The following is a 15,365-nucleotide window of genomic DNA, read 5'->3' on the forward strand; positions in this document are numbered from 1 at the left end:
CTGAGTCCTGTACAATACAGGATTCAATCCCTTGTAGCTTAGCTCTCAAATTTGTCTAACTTTTTGGGGTCAGATCATTGTCTACATAGGCGGCGTTGTTCTCGTCATTTTGAATTTTTAGAATAAATACTTCTTGCCGACTGCCAGCAAACCGTTGATATATCTGCGTTTTCTGAAATCCTATAATTACACTCCGACCACTTGCTTGCATGGCAGGCTGCTTCTACACAGGCTGCAAGAAACTGATGAAGGCACACAAGTATTTTGCCTGCAGAGCATTAGGCTACATGGGCATGGCAATCTACTCCGGTCACAAGATGATCGCGCCGAAGAAAAAGAAAGAAACCACGACCCCGGAAGAATAACACACACCCTCGCCGCAACAAGGGAGGGCTTTTTTTGAACTCCAGGAGTTCATTTTATTTCCGTCACAAACTATACGCTTCTATCATGAGCCGAATTCCGACTTTCAGACCTTCCTCGAACGCTGTCTTCTCCCAGACACAGCACACACTCCCCTGCCGGTCCATGATCTTTTCCCAGAGAGGTATCTGACCACCGTAGTCCTCGACCAATCGATTCATGCCATCCAGCCCTCTCAGCCACCTCTCCAGTTCTTTCTTTTTTTCCTTGGCTGCTCTGCCAGCCACTGTGGTCTTCGGTGCCGCCGGGTTGTTCTCCGTGTAATGCTCGTAGATCAGATCCAGCAGGTTCTCCACCGGCGGATAATACTCCGGCTCCGTTTTCTTCATGTACTCCTCCAGCATTTCTTTCAATTTTTCTATAATGCTACCATCCTTCCCAACTGAGATTCACTTCCCCAGTTACGGCACATCTTACCGTAGACTTTTGCACATAGCAACCTAATTTTTGCGGTTTATCGGACGACCCATCTTCTCCTTTACCTTGTCCGGCACATTGATCAGTCCGAACCGATAGAACATTCCGTAGATGTAAGTCACGCCCCGGATATCACCCAGAGCTTTGGGTCTTTCTACTACTTCACCTTTTATATTTCCCAGTGCCAGTAGCACAGAACTCCATGCCAGGCTTTTACTCTTCTCACGTCTGTCGATCCACAGCTCCTTCGTGTACTCGCCGTTCCTGCCCTTTTTAATTTCGTAAGAGAATGGTAAGCCAGAGTAGGTTTTGAATTTCACACCAGCATAGGCCAGAACCACTCCCCAGAAGCTCTCTTCTGTTGGCTCATCCCTCCACCGCTTCATTGCTCTATATCTCCGCTGCCGCTCTGCTCCGACACTGATCTTTTCTTTCTCTGTACTTGGAAAGTACACACCTTTTTTATAAGGCAGGTACGAGATAACGGAGGCTTTGGAGAGTTTCAGGGTATTTGCAGTTGAGAGTATGGAGGTTTTGTAGTCCTGTGTTTCTCGGTATTCTTCAAAAGTGTTTTTTACTTTTTCCGCCACTTCTGATTCATACACACCAGCCGTGATGAGCAGCTTTCTTACTTTTATTGGGTTTAATCCCAGCTCATCACCGATGGCCTGCAAGGACATCTCAGAATCATAAAGTGCAACAGCACTTTCCATCTGCTCTTTCAGATTCTTCCCGGCATCGTACTCCGGTTTCAGCTTCTTCCGGCCACCACCGGGCTTTCTGGTTTTCTTCATTTTACTCATGCAGCTCCAGCGGCAGTCCATCCGGGTCGTGGAAGAAAGTCATCTTCTTGCCGGTGTAATCATCCACGCGGATTGGCTCGCATTCAATGCCTACCTCCGCCATTTCATTCACCGTCTGCTCCACGCTATCAACGCAGAACGCAAGATGGCGTAGACCACAGGCCTCTGGACGGTTTACACGCTTCGGAGGATTTTCCTCAGCAAAAATCTCCAGCTCCGTGTATTCATTGACACGCAGATCCAGCTTCCAGTCCTTACGCTCTGGGCGGTAGTTTTCCCTGATGATAGAGAAGCCTAGCTTGTTCACATAGAAATCCTTAGCTGCTTCGTAGTCAGATACAATGATTGCGATGTGATGTATTTTAGATAAGTTCATTTTGTGTCACTCTCCATTTTTTATTTATGTCCTTATTTTATTTTCGTTACAAACTATATAGCGACTTTCAAAATATACCGTGTGAACTCCTGGAGTTCAGTTTGTCCACACGGCATTTCCTTTTTTCTTGGGTTCTTGTTTATTTCAGTTTTTCAAGAATCTCATCAGCACTCATGCCACTGGCTAATAATCTCTTAACCACACTCTCGGCTTCAGCCTTCTTTGCTTCTTCAGCGGCCTTGGCATCGGCCTTTTCCTTCTTCACTTCCAGGGATGCCACTTCTTTTTCGGCCTTCTTCAGAGCAGTCTTCTTCTCTTTCAGGTCAGCTTTCATAGTGTCAATGTTTGCAGTGATGGATGCAATCTCAGCAGTCAGGGAAACGATAGATTCTTGCTTCTCTGCGATCTGGGATGCGTAGTCGGTATGGGTAGTTTTGGGACAGTTTTTGCTGCCTTTCGTTCTGGGCATAGGTGATAACCTCTTTCCTTTTATAGTTGTTTAAGTATAGCAGTGTATTTGGATTAATGGCAGTATGTCTTAAGTCTGTGCAATTAAAATGAATTTCTATGAGTAGCCGCTTGAACTTTTTTCTCTGCAAATTCTTCCTCAGCTTTCTTTATTCCTTCCATTGCATTTTCAAGAAATGCGCGTGCCTCCTTCATCTCTGATTTACTTTTTAGTTCACCATCAACAAAAGATTCCATATGGTTTCTTGCTTCCACAAACTGATTCTTAATATTACTATAGCTATCTCCACTTGGCAAGGAAATATAGCACTTGTTAAGTTCGCTACAAACATTAACACAGCGTTCTCTTATCGCTTTTTGGTTAACTCCTTGTTTATCTACTGTAATCAATAAACTACTAACTTCTTTAAGCTGATTTTCAGTGGCTTCTAAAATATGTTTTAGTTTTTCATACTCTTTATCATCAAGTACTTCTCGTATGGCTTGTTCAGATTTCTTTACTGAATTCTTTAATGCAAATAATTGCCAAATCGTAATTGCAAATCCAACAATCGTGACAATACTTGCTACGTTTCCAACAGTGCTCCACATAATTTTACTCATCTTTTAACTTCAAATAAGAATACTTGGGCATTTCTCCATATAAATTTTCAAAAACTTCTTCCCATCTATTCTCATCTCTGAATCCTTTTACAAGTTCCTCACACATGTGATAATCGCCTCTGTGGTCTGGAACAATTTCGTACATTGCCTGTTCAAACCCACCACGACCACACTTTTCGCCTCGCTCAATGCGTTCTCTGTAATCTTGCATAAGATCCATGATTCTTTTGTACTGTTCTCTGGTTAAACCATACTCAAAAATACTACGGCTCACATCATCGTTATCAAAAAGCAATTGCTGACGGAACTCAATAAAATCCAGACGTTCCATAATCTTATTATACTCTTTAGCATCCATGGCTCTTGCTCCTTCATTATCTTAATATAGTTCATCACATCTCAGCCGATCATAAGATCGTTGCCTGCTGCTCACCACGGAGAGGTGTGCGATGTTTCGAGCAGCGTAGGGAGCTACCGCTCCCAGTATATCACAATTTCATCCAGTTTTACAGACGTTTTCTTGCCTTCATCACTGCACAATACATCAATCCGCCAATCATTCCACCAAGTGTATTATAGAAGATATCTGATAGCTGGAACGTTCCCAAGCGAAGCAACAACTGCAACATCTCAATGCTTATCGAGAAGATGAACGCTATCTTCCCGCTTTGCCACAGTATTTTCTTCCAGCCGTTTCCTATCTTCTCTCCGAATGTCCACAGCACTACTGCTGAGAACGGCATCATCATGATTACGTTCTCGATGCACTCGGTTGTCAGCTTCTGTTCGCCGTTCACTGTTTCCCAGATGCCCCAGCCACCCATGACATCGGATAAAGGATTCATCCACAGCTGACGGTTTAACAGGGTTCGGAACAGAATAAGTGAAGTCACAAAGGCCAGGAAAAATAGTTTCCGAAAGAACACACTCTCCTTGAATTTCTTATACCATGTCATCATGGCAATCTTCCAACCTTTACCAGCGTGTATTGGCTCATACGCATATAAGTAGAAAAACATGGCTAGGAAGGAAAGAAGGAGCGAGAATCCAAACGGCTCATACAGAGCAGTCAGGATGTTCGTGAGGATCTTTCCGAGTAATTCAATCGTTTCCTTCATCATCGTTTACAGATCACTGAGCAGGTCAGCCTTGTACACACCATTCTCCAGCATCTTCTTGAAGCTATCCTTTACAGTTGCGACATCTTCATGGTAGGTCATACCATACCATGTATCGTTGGTTTTCAGAACCTTCACTGACATCTTTCCCTGCTCTAACAATTCACCGATGAAGATTGGGATCAGATACTCTGCTTTCAGAGGATTATCCGGTACCTCCTTCTCGAAGAACTCTTTGAAGCCCTCTTCCAACACATCCAGAAAATCAGGGGTCAATCCCCACATATTCATAGAAACCAGAGAATCAACATCAATCGCTTTTCCGTCTGCCTCTGCTCCAGTTGCGGTCTTTACGATGTTCTTAGTTTCTACAACTTCAGTCAGGTTTCCATTCTCGTCCATCTTGCAGATACCGCGAGTCACACCGCCGTTATCAGACAGCGTGTTCTTCAGCACAAATCCCGTCATACAGGATTTCCCACCATTCACCAGATACTCATGGACAGCCTTGAAGCCTTCCTTGCCATAGTAATCGTCTGCATTGATCACAATGAACGGGGTATCAATCACATTTTTCGCTGCAAGCACGGCCTGACCGGTTCCCCACGGCTCTGTACGGCCTTCCGGCAGAGCTCCCGGGATGTCGTTGATATCCTGGAAAGCGTAGTCTACTGTTACGTTATGAGAAGAGCAAATGGAGGCAATGCGATCACCAATAACCTCTTTGAACTCCTTCTCGATATCCTTACGGATGATAAATATTACATGGTTGAAACCAGCTTCAATCGCATCATGGATTGAGTAGTCCATGATGATATGTCCAGCATCATCCACTGGCTCCAACTGCTTAATTCCTGTTCCGAAGCGGCTACCGATACCAGCAGCCATGATAAGTAACGTTGTTTTCATAACTCTCTCCTTACTGCGTTCTCTCACTTTACCTGGACACCCCTTAACACATACCGCACTTATGATTATTTGTTCCGATCTGCTATATTCTTAGATTCAAACTCAAATACCCACTGAAAAATCATACTATACTTTCTTTAGATAACTTTTAGGACATGTTCGTTCGAGCTATTTACATTTCATAGTTGTTCGGTTGTGCGCAATTTTCCCTAGTTGCACATTTTATCGGAAGGTAACATTTTTCTTAAAAAAATCATTCTTCATTTTTACTGCTTCATTACTCAAGAAAATAATGCCAATAAGATTCGGAATAATCATTAAACCATTAAACGTGTCTGCCAAATCCCATGCGAACCCCAGTGTACTTTGAGAGCCAATTAAAATGACAATAACCCAAAAAATCTTAATCACGGGTTTTACCTTTTTTCCGAAGATATACTCACCTGCTCTTTCAGCATAAGTGTAATAGCTAACCAAACAGGAAAAGCCAAAAAGAACAACTGATGCCAAGCAAATAAATCCACCAATACCGCCAGGAAGCAACTGATCAAATGCCCGCATTGTAAGTACTGCACCATCAAGACCGCTCTTCCACAGACCAGAAAGAACAATTGCTATACCTGTCACACTACAAATAAAAACCGTATCCAGAAATACTTCAACTGGCCCCCATACTGCTTGCTCAATCGGATCATTTACCTTTGCTCCACAATGCACCATTGCAGCCGTACCAAGTCCTGCTTCATTAGAATATATTCCTCTTGCAATACCATAGCGCATACAAACAAAAACAGAGCCTACAATACCACCCGTTGCTGCCTTCGGATTAAATGCTGCAGTAAATATTTCAGTAATAGCACCAGGAACCTGAGTAATATGAACCAGAATAATCAGTAATCCAGCAAGAATATATGCGCCACCCATAAATGGTGCCACTACCTCACAAACATGTCCAATACGGCCAATTCCCCCAAAAACAATAATTCCTACCACGACCGCCAAAACAATCCCTGTCGCTAGTGTTGGAACACTATAACGTTCATTTAAAGTTAAGGCAATCGTATTAGTGTCAACAATGCCCGAAATCACAAATGCAAATGGGATAACTAAGATTGAAAACAGCATTCCAAGCCATTTCTGATGCAGCCCCTCTGACAAATAGTACATTGCACCACCACTGACCGTTCCATCTTCATGAACTTTACGATACTTAACACCCAATGCAATCTCAGCAAATTTAGTGGCCATTCCAACAAATGCAGCCAGAATCATCCAGATAAGCGCGCCAGGTCCCCCCATAACAATTGCTGTTGCAGCGCCTGCAATATTACCAGAACCCACGATTGCAGAAACAGACGTCATTGCTGCTTGAAAACTAGTAAGTTCTCCCGGGACAGTAGGTCCTTCATCCTTTTTCTGAAACGCTTTCACAATAGTCTGCTTAACTAACCATACTGGGTGTCTAAACTGAATAAAACCAAACCTGATTGTATAATAGATACCCGTTCCTAGAATCAAAAGCATAATGGGAACACCCCACACGATGCCGTTGACAACCTCATTTATTTTAACAATTGTTTCCACAGTGCGCTCCTCCACTTCTTTTTTAATCACTTTGCAGTACTCAACCAGGTTTAATCCGCTTTGCCATTTTGAAATCAGGCGATCACGGTTTAAACGAATCAGAATCAGCACAATCTGTAAAAGGAAATCACCAAAGTAGATATTTTTTACCATACATAAATCAATTCTTATGAGTTAAAATTGCTTTAACAATTCTCTTACTACTTCATCTCAGGTTAAGAGACTTGACACACTTCTAACAAAAGGTGCCATTCTGATTTTCAGTAAAATCCAACTCTTTTGAGAAACGTCTCAATAAGAATCTGTTAAAGTGTGACTTCATACAGATTTTTTCAAAAGTCTCTGAATTCCAAAGTTCTTCTACGATATCCTTCTTCTGGCAACGAAACTTAAGTCCACCTTCAGTTGACCTCAATGACACCTGACCACAATATTCCCCAGGCTCATTATTAACATCTTTGCCAAGCTATTTCATTAGCAAAATCATTCAAAAGAAATTATTCTACTTTACTTGCCCAATCCAAGTTTTATCACTCAATCATTGTAACAAGTTTATCTACACTCAGTCGGTGCGAAACTGGCACTCTGTATTCATCCTTCAGAATTCCAATTCCAAGCATCAAAACAATTTGTTCATCACTCGGAATATTAAATTCTTTTTGCAGTTTCTTCCATTTTTTGCACAGCAAAATCGGCCTCTGAATAATACAAGCCCCTATTCCTTCCGTTTGTAATGTAATAGAAAGATAACCTGCAAAAATACTCGCACTTATTGCGTATTGAAACTGTTCATCATCTCTGTATTCACTGACTTTTCCGGTAATAATTATAAATTTATCTACCTTTTCAGCAAATCCACCAACACCTGCCACCCAATCGTTAAGAGCGTTCTTTTTTTCTCCCGATATCACATAAGTGCGAACGCCTTGTCGATTACAAGCGGTAGGACATCTGTAAGCCAATTCTATTGCTTTTTTTAGTGCCTCTAATGACACTTCACCGGCTTTAAAGTCTCTAATACTATGTCTATCATGAATAGCTTTCTCAATTGTTATATGTTTTGAAGTATCTTTTTTTACCAAAAGCGTACCACCATATTTTATACCATCATCATGGTCATGTTGTTGCTTTAAGTTTTCATATCTACGTTGGATTTCAAGAATACGATTATCACTGCTATCACTCTTATGAAATTCCAGATACTCCTTCACAGCATCTAATGCCATATATACCACTTCTTCTTCGTAAAAATCACATTTAACATAAGAATCAAGCAATTCAAACATGTCCATTATCTTCTTGTAGCCAAAAAATTTTCTTGGTTTTTCCAGCGACAATCCTTTTTCGATAGAATGAACATTTCTAATTATTTCTCCCATCATTTTTCCCGGTAATGCATTTTCTTTCTTTTCCTCAGAGAAATAGAAATTAATATGCCTTATGGCATTTCTATAAATATTCAATTTAGTAAATATGTCCATCATTTTACTCCTTTAAGGCTTTATTTAAAAACTCTTTCGATTCATTTCTATAATCATCCAAGATTTTTTCAACTTCAAAATAACGAATTTCCTCGTTAATCTTCTCATACATATTGGTATCTGTATTTCTTTGTTCCAGTTTGAATTTTTTTAGCAATTCAAGTATTTTCTTTTTCCCGGTAGCAGCTACAATAAATTGCTTACGAAATATTATAGAAAAAATCGTTCCATGAAAGGTGTTTGTTATTACATAATTCGCCTTTGAATAATAAGAAACAAACAGAAAAGGATCAAACTCTAATTTTGTATCGGCACCACGTAAACTTTCGCCAAAAGAGACTATCTTTAAATTTTTACTCCTTGCGATTTCTTGTATTTGTCGCATAACTGAATTGGGAATTATTCCAAACCAATACACTAAAAGAAACTGTTGATGCACCTTTTGCGTAATAAAATTCTCATAAAAAAATTTATCCATTAGAAGAGTTGGATCACAAACTACATCAATTTCATTTTTTGTATATTTCTTCAGTGTTTCATATGAATAATCATCTCTAACACTGATTCCGCTAAATGTATCCAAACAATTTAAAAATTCTTTTTCTTCTTCAAATACATTTTCCATTGTATTTGCAATCGATGGAGCATATGAAATTTTTTTCACACCTTTAGGTGCCGTGTTTCCCCAGTAAATATTTCTCTTTCGATAGAAATAAGAATCGCTTAATTCCCATATAGTATCACTTCCGTAAATGACATAGTCCACATCCGATTCAATATCTTCTCGTACTGGAAAGTTTTGAATTGCCTTTTCAAATGATCTGTAAGTTCTTATATATCTCCTGACTCGACCAATTCTCCCTTTAACTATTGCTTTAACGCTAAATTCTATTGTTTTCCTTATATCATGTGATGTTCCGATACAGCTTCGCTTTAAATAAGTCACATTATGACCCATCATTTCAATATATTTTCCCAATGCATAGGCTTGCCAAAAACTCCCGCAGTTTTCGCTATTATATACGGTCACTATACAAACATTCAATTATTTCATCTCCTTTTTAAAGCATTTTTAACTTTTTGACTCAACAAAGAAATTTCACTTCTATAAAACAGAAATGAAGACGCACCAATAACAAACATTGTAATCATCCCAACTACAACCGCATAAATCAACCAACTCAAATAGCTAGTTACATTCCATACGGGCATACATTTAATTATAAAAATAACTATAACTGCTTCAATAATATTAATTAAAACATTCTTACCCGCAATCCATATTTTACGCCGCAAAATATGGGTTGATGAATATATTGCATATTGAGTCGTTCTATAAACTAGCGCGCAAAATGTTCCAATAGTAACACCAATCAACCCCCATTTTATAACAAGAATAACCGAAATAACAATATTTAAAACGCACTCAACAATTGCACCATTTCTCGTTTGCTTAAAATGGCCAGCAGCCTCAACTAACATTTGATACGGTAGTCTCACGCAAAACAGATATTGATTTAAACACATCAATACACCGAACCAAATTCTACTATACGATATGTCGTCTATTCCTTTTGTATATACCATTACAAAAGGTTCTATCAAAAGTGCTCCGCAAAGAAAAACAAAGCCTGCTGACGAAAACACTATAAATTCCATTAATTTAACATTTGTTCTAAGTAGATCTTCCTCTTTTTTTGCAATCATATTACCGAAAGCAGCATCAATTCCGTTTGTCAATGTCTCTTCTATTCTTCTTAAACCATTTGCAACCATATAATAAACAGTATAAACAGAAACTTCTCTAATGTTTGCGAACATCGTCAGAACTATGACATCGGTATTATTATTTACAAATGCAGCAACCTGCTGAGCAAAAGCATCCCATCTCTGTGAAATTGCTGTATTATTAACAGCTACATTTTTATTTATATTGTATTTTTTTCTCACATAAAGATTAAGAATGATTGGATTAATAATGAAAACAATCGCACTACCCAGCTTAACAACGTGAATTGTAGCCCCGCTTAAAATCAAAATGGCCGCAACAATAGTATTTAGTATTGTTGTCGCGATTGTTAAGATTGAATATATGTATTGTCGTTGATCTGCTTGAATTAACATTTGATATGTTATTCCAAAATAGTTTTGAGCAACTGTACTAATTCCTAAAATAATTACAAGTGAAAAAGAAAACCAATAGTCAAACTCATCCAAAACCATTAAAGGATAAACTATAGCAAACGCCAGCAATAGAATACTGAAAATTGCGGATACTTTTTTCATGAATTGTTGAGTTGCATTAACAATTCCACTAATTTGATTATTATCTCCGTCAGCAAGTGGTTTATACAATGCTGCTCTCGTCACACCTCCAACTCCAGCACGTAGTAAAATCACGCAGTTCAAGAATTGGGTAATAGATGACGTTATTCCATTATAACTAGAGCCAAATTGACTCAATATTAATCGTGGCAAAACAAAGCCACATATAATTGTAACTAATTGACTTAGCAATGATGATATTGAATTAATTAGTGCTTTTTTACTTCTCACATTGGATACCTCACTTTTTTCAATTACACTTGACGCTCTTTAAACAGAGATTTTTATCCAACTTCCCACCAATTCATTCCACTCATCTGGTTCAAAATCATCAAATCCAGACGCATCAAAAAAAGTAATCTCACCAAAATAAAGCTGCCCTTCAACATAATACCAATCTACTCGGACTTGATGTAATCCTGCTGCTAAAATTCTAGACATCTCCAACATCTCTTGTAAACAAGCCGGTCTTTCGACCTGTATATCTGACAAAGGTACTCCTTGTGTTATTGCAAGGTGCTCCCATTCTGTAGTATAAAAATCCTGCGTATGACTTGCGAAACGCCCACTGTGAACTTGGATCAATTTTGGTTCGCCTTCAAAGCACATTACTTTATAATCTTTTAATTCAAATCCTGATTCATCAACCATATACTTTTCTGCCAAAATACGCGGTTTCACATTTTTATACGGCCATTCACGTCCTTGAAGATAGTAATTATTTTGCAACGATTTGTTAATCTTGGTTTTTGCGGCTTTCATATCTAATTTATTTTTGTCTTTACATATAACAAGTCCACCGCTGTCATGTGTGCACTTCAAAACGAACTTATCCGGAAGCTCTCCAAAGTCAATATCTTCAAATTTGTCCCACACCCCTAATGTTGGAATAACATACGCAGACCCAATTTTACTCGTCACAAAGTTCTTTACTTCATACTTATCAACCATTACAGAATATTCTGGCTTTCTATCATGCAGTTTCAACCATTGTAACTTCTCGTTAAAGCGTTTTGGATTTTTTAAATTTAATTTCTTCCCCATCTTCTGCCAATATATTAGCTTCAGATACAACTCATCACTTAAAAAATCAAAACCACCTCTATGATTAATAAAAGATATTGCTTTTCTAAAAACATCCATTTAAGTATTACCTCTCTTCTTATCCAAAAAATCAAATCTTATGAGTAAAACAATTATGAATAATAAATACATTGAAAGATGTGTATCCCATGGAAATCTACTATAGTCCGAAATGACAATGGATACAAAAATCGCATAAATGCACCCCTCAATATAACCACTTGATTTAGTCTGCCATCCCCAGTAGAAAATTCTCACTATTGGGATATACCATAACAGCAGTCCGACAATTCCAAAATCTGCAGCCAACTCTGAATAATTGCAATGAGAATAAACCGGCTTCATATACACACCCATAATTGTAGGATGGTCTCGTAAAAAGCAAACAAATCCATCCACACCATATCCAATCCATGGTTTTTGTTTGAACATGATAAAAGCTATTGCTTTATAGAAATCTCTTCCCATTGCACTAGTATCAGATGAATCTTTACCAAGTACTGTATTAATTGCGTTTTCAATTCTAAGCCAAATCATATCATACAGATACGGAATTGATTGTACCAAAACTACAACTACTATCATACCAAGGACTGCAAGTGCAATCTTTTTTATCGCCACTTTTGCATCTTTCTCTAGCAGTATACAAATTGCATAAATCACTATAATCTGCAGAATGGATGTGCGAGATCCTGTGCAGACAGTTAAAAACAAGAAATATACACACAATAAATTTCCATATTTCATGTTCCAGTATTTTTTTAAATATGCACATAAGACGGATAGTGGGGCCGCCACAGCGCCTATCTGATTTCTGTGTTGCCCAATTGCAACACCAAAAGAAGTTGTTCCAATCGTTCCACCCGAAAGAATAGTCGTAAAAAGTGCCATTACGCCCATTACACTACAAGCAATAATAAAGCTCTGCATTATCGAGATTACTCGCTCTTTAGAATTTGCATATATAAAAATCACAAATCCCATAATGCATATTCTAAACACTGTAATCAGCGTTTTCGAACCACTATATACGCTATATGCCCAACCTCTTGACAAAAACATTAATACGGTAAAAGCTCCGTACCACCCTATATAAAAAGGAAGATTACTAATTTCACTTTTTCTTACATAGCCACGTTTCAACAGAGGCATCAAGACATATGCTATTAACATTACTTGGGCAATCAACTGAACATATGTGTTTGTATACAGGCAAAACATTAGAGTAAAATATAGGGTAAACACTGTATTTGGTGTTATAATCTTATCGCCATCTACATATAGCCTCATTATTTTTTTCCTCCAAAGCTATTTTCGATTAGCAAATGCCATTTCTCAATTATTCTATTCATTTCCAGCTCATCTCTAATCGTCATAGATTTTTTGGAAAACGCACATCTCAAATCTTCATCTTTAGCTAATCTAGTCCAAGCTTCCACTATCTCCTTTTTACCTCCAATAGGAACCAAAAAACCATTCTCTGCATTTGTAATGTATTCTGCTGCTCCTCCCGGAGGACAATCAGTACATACAGTTGGTATTCCTATAGCTAATGCTTCAAGCATTGAATTTGAAAGTCCCTCATAATCGCTTGTCAGAGTAAAAATCATTGCGTTAGACATAATTTCATGAATATCAGTACTATGCCCCGGAAAGTCAACGAACTCCATTAGCTGTAACGATTTTACCATACCTAGAAGTCTATTAAGTTCGGGACCCTTACCATATATTTTTAATTTGAATTCCGGATGCGTTTTATGGAATTCAGAAAATGCCTCTAGCATCAATGGGATATTTTTTTGTTCTGTCAACCTACAGGCAGTAATTATTTCTCTTTTACAATTAGTACCATTCCAGTATGGCAAATCACTCGTTAATGGGTTGCCTATAACAACCCCCTTTTTTTGAATTTTCTCTTCAAAACTATTTTTTGCATCCCTCGTCTGAAAAACTATTGCATTCGCACGTCTATACAAAAACAAACACATTTTTCCTTTTATACGTTGTTTTAAAACTTTTGCAGGGTCTATTCTCAAGGAATAAATAATTGGTGCTACGTTACTTAAATTACAGTATAACAGTTCGTTAATCACAAATGAGATAATTACATCTGCCCCAAATTCTTTTATAACCTTCTTAATTCTCTTATTTCGTTTTTCCAAACGTTCAATCCCATTCTTAGCAGAAACATCAATATATGTATACTGAACATGATCATTTAGGACATATTCTTTATCCGATGAATAAGCCGCTACAAATAATACTGTATAGTATTTTGACAATCCATTTGCTAATATTGAAGCAACTCTTTCAGCGCCGCCATCGCCTAGCCCTTGAGCAACAATCGCTACTTTTTTCATATTATACCTTTTACACGCTTTCCCTCTATAAATATCGCAATTTTCATATTTATCTAGACACAAAGTTATCATTTTTCCATCTGCTGTGCGATATCAGCGTCCACGATTTCCTCGCCAGTCTTATGCTTCAGCTGCTCCTTAGAAGCTTCACTCAAACCGTTATTGATCACGCAGTTCATGTCGCAGGTGCTACACTTATCCAGATCCTCTTTGGTAACTTTGCCATCACGATAATCACGGCAAATCTTCAGTTCGTACATGCTGTACGGATGCTTGGTAAACAGTGCCTTGAACTTGTGTACCAGAACCCAGGTAGCAGGCTTCCAAATGTACTTATGCATCGCCGGAGAAACACTACCGATCATCCAGCAATCACGGTCGCAGCAACGAACCTTTGCACGAACCTTCTCTGCTTCCGGACTATTCCACAGCTCGTCCCAAGTCTGGTTGTTCAGGTTGCCCATAACCTCTTTATCCTTGGTACCATTGCAAGGCATAACATCGCCATACGGATCGATGAAGAAGGTATCAAAACTCATGTCGCAAGGCAGCAGACGCTTCTGACCGTAGATATAATTGATCAGACCGTGGTTAAAGTAAGCACGGAACCACTTCTTCGGGCTGCTGCTGCGGAGCAGTTCGTTGACCAGATTCTCAAAGTTCTTAGCAACCATCGGACGATCATGGATAATGTTCTTTGCCTCAACAAAGTAGAAGCTGTTATGCAGAGAGGCGGTAGCAAACTCCATACCCATCTCATTGGAAATCTTGTACAGAGGAACCAGGTCAGAAGCGTTCTTGTCCTGAACAGTCATGCCGAAGCCGACGTCCTTCATACCCATTTCACGCAGCTTCTTCAGTGTGCCGTAACCACGCTGGTAGCCATTCTGCAGACCACGGATCTCGTTATTGGTCTGCTCCAGACCTTCGATAGAGATACGAATACCGATCTGCGGGAACTCCTTGCACAGGTCTACGATACGATCGGTAAAGAAACCGTTCGTGGAAATAACGATACGGTCGGACTTCTTGTACAGTTCACGCACGATATCCTTCAGGTCGGTGCGAATAAACGGCTCGCCGCCAGTGATGTTTGTGAAGTACATTTTCGGCAGCTTCTTAATGGTTTCGATGCTGATTTCCTCTTCCGGCTTGGAAGGCGCTTTATAGCGATTGCACATAGAGCAACGCGCATTGCAACGATAAGTGACGATGACCGTACCATTTAACTTCTTTTCTTCAGACATGATTAACTCTCCTAACTCTCTCTTTTAAGAATGTTTCGATTTTATTTAAGAACCACTTTGCACATACTGAGAACACGATTGAATCACAGATGACTGAGACTATCGTAAAAATGTATAGAATCAAACCATTATCAAACAGATGAGCAAAGAGCATTATTTCAAGTGCAC

General features: G+C 39.0%; 17 protein-coding genes. 1 reads left to right on the top strand and 16 read right to left on the bottom strand.

Annotation, left to right across the window (positions count from 1 at the left end; genetic code table 11):
* Window positions 1-209: 209 nt before the first annotated feature.
* Window positions 210-365 (top strand): DUF6219 family protein, encoded by a 156-nt coding sequence (locus HED67_RS13470; RefSeq protein WP_221718615.1) that lies wholly within the window; start codon window positions 210-212, stop codon window positions 363-365.
* A 63-nt stretch (window positions 366-428) separates the two neighbouring features.
* Here HED67_RS13470 and HED67_RS13475 read toward each other — a convergent pair whose 3' ends face one another.
* From HED67_RS13475 to HED67_RS13550, 16 genes are all read right to left on the bottom strand, one after another.
* Window positions 429-752, bottom strand: coding sequence for a hypothetical protein (locus HED67_RS13475; protein ID WP_221718616.1), 324 nt, complete (start codon window positions 750-752; stop codon window positions 429-431).
* A 111-nt stretch (window positions 753-863) separates the two neighbouring features.
* Window positions 864-1,634: a hypothetical protein gene (locus HED67_RS17125; protein ID WP_246612238.1), complete on the bottom strand. Its 771-nt coding sequence runs from the start codon at window positions 1,632-1,634 to the stop codon at window positions 864-866.
* 1 nt (window position 1,635) lies between these two features.
* Complete coding sequence (gene gloA2, locus HED67_RS13485) at window positions 1,636-2,019, bottom strand: SMU1112c/YaeR family gloxylase I-like metalloprotein (protein WP_221718617.1); 384 nt, start codon at window positions 2,017-2,019, stop codon at window positions 1,636-1,638.
* A gap of 139 nt (window positions 2,020-2,158) precedes the next feature.
* The gene (locus HED67_RS13490; protein ID WP_221718618.1) at window positions 2,159-2,488 is read right to left on the bottom strand and encodes a hypothetical protein; all 330 of its coding nucleotides are present in this window, start codon (window positions 2,486-2,488) and stop codon (window positions 2,159-2,161) included.
* An 83-nt stretch (window positions 2,489-2,571) separates the two neighbouring features.
* Entirely contained in the window at window positions 2,572-3,090 is a 519-nt protein-coding gene (locus tag HED67_RS13495; RefSeq protein ID WP_221718619.1) for a hypothetical protein, read from the bottom strand.
* On the bottom strand, window positions 3,083-3,448 hold the full coding sequence (locus HED67_RS13500; protein WP_221718620.1) for a DUF1878 domain-containing protein: 366 nt from the start codon (window positions 3,446-3,448) through the stop codon (window positions 3,083-3,085). Before HED67_RS13500 ends, HED67_RS13495 begins: the two co-directional genes overlap by 8 nt.
* 148 nt (window positions 3,449-3,596) lie before the next feature.
* The gene (locus tag HED67_RS13505) at window positions 3,597-4,049 is read right to left on the bottom strand and encodes a VanZ family protein (RefSeq protein ID WP_246612239.1); all 453 of its coding nucleotides are present in this window, start codon (window positions 4,047-4,049) and stop codon (window positions 3,597-3,599) included.
* Between the two features lie 165 nt (window positions 4,050-4,214).
* A complete protein-coding gene (locus HED67_RS13510; RefSeq protein WP_221718621.1) occupies window positions 4,215-5,117 on the bottom strand; it encodes a sugar phosphate nucleotidyltransferase in 903 nt (300 codons plus the stop codon).
* A 222-nt stretch (window positions 5,118-5,339) separates the two neighbouring features.
* Window positions 5,340-6,854: an alanine/glycine:cation symporter family protein gene (locus HED67_RS13515; RefSeq protein WP_246612240.1), complete on the bottom strand. Its 1,515-nt coding sequence runs from the start codon at window positions 6,852-6,854 to the stop codon at window positions 5,340-5,342.
* A 377-nt stretch (window positions 6,855-7,231) separates the two neighbouring features.
* Window positions 7,232-8,182: a nitroreductase family protein gene (locus tag HED67_RS13520; RefSeq protein WP_221718622.1), complete on the bottom strand. Its 951-nt coding sequence runs from the start codon at window positions 8,180-8,182 to the stop codon at window positions 7,232-7,234.
* A gap of 4 nt (window positions 8,183-8,186) precedes the next feature.
* The gene (locus tag HED67_RS13525; protein ID WP_186854980.1) at window positions 8,187-9,227 is read right to left on the bottom strand and encodes a polysaccharide pyruvyl transferase family protein; all 1,041 of its coding nucleotides are present in this window, start codon (window positions 9,225-9,227) and stop codon (window positions 8,187-8,189) included.
* Between the two features lie 5 nt (window positions 9,228-9,232).
* On the bottom strand, window positions 9,233-10,738 hold the full coding sequence (locus HED67_RS13530; protein ID WP_221718623.1) for a lipopolysaccharide biosynthesis protein: 1,506 nt from the start codon (window positions 10,736-10,738) through the stop codon (window positions 9,233-9,235).
* Window positions 10,739-10,777: 39 nt separating this feature from the next.
* Window positions 10,778-11,650 carry an ATP-grasp fold amidoligase family protein gene (locus HED67_RS13535; RefSeq protein WP_246612241.1) on the bottom strand — a complete coding sequence of 291 codons (873 nt, stop codon included), beginning with the start codon at window positions 11,648-11,650 and terminating at the stop codon, window positions 10,778-10,780.
* Window positions 11,651-12,880, bottom strand: a complete 1,230-nt coding sequence (locus HED67_RS13540; RefSeq protein ID WP_221718624.1) for an O-antigen ligase family protein — start codon at window positions 12,878-12,880, stop codon at window positions 11,651-11,653.
* On the bottom strand, window positions 12,880-13,950 hold the full coding sequence (locus HED67_RS13545; RefSeq protein WP_221718625.1) for a glycosyltransferase: 1,071 nt from the start codon (window positions 13,948-13,950) through the stop codon (window positions 12,880-12,882). The genes HED67_RS13540 and HED67_RS13545 overlap by 1 nt, the downstream gene beginning before the upstream one ends.
* A 68-nt stretch (window positions 13,951-14,018) precedes the next feature.
* Window positions 14,019-15,197 carry a radical SAM protein gene (locus HED67_RS13550; protein ID WP_221718626.1) on the bottom strand — a complete coding sequence of 393 codons (1,179 nt, stop codon included), beginning with the start codon at window positions 15,195-15,197 and terminating at the stop codon, window positions 14,019-14,021.
* Window positions 15,198-15,365 lie beyond the last annotated feature (168 nt).

Origin of the sequence: Pseudocoprococcus catus (assembly GCF_019734885.1) — a bacterium.
Taxonomy (GTDB): Bacteria; Bacillota; Clostridia; order Lachnospirales; family Lachnospiraceae; genus Coprococcus_A; species Coprococcus_A catus.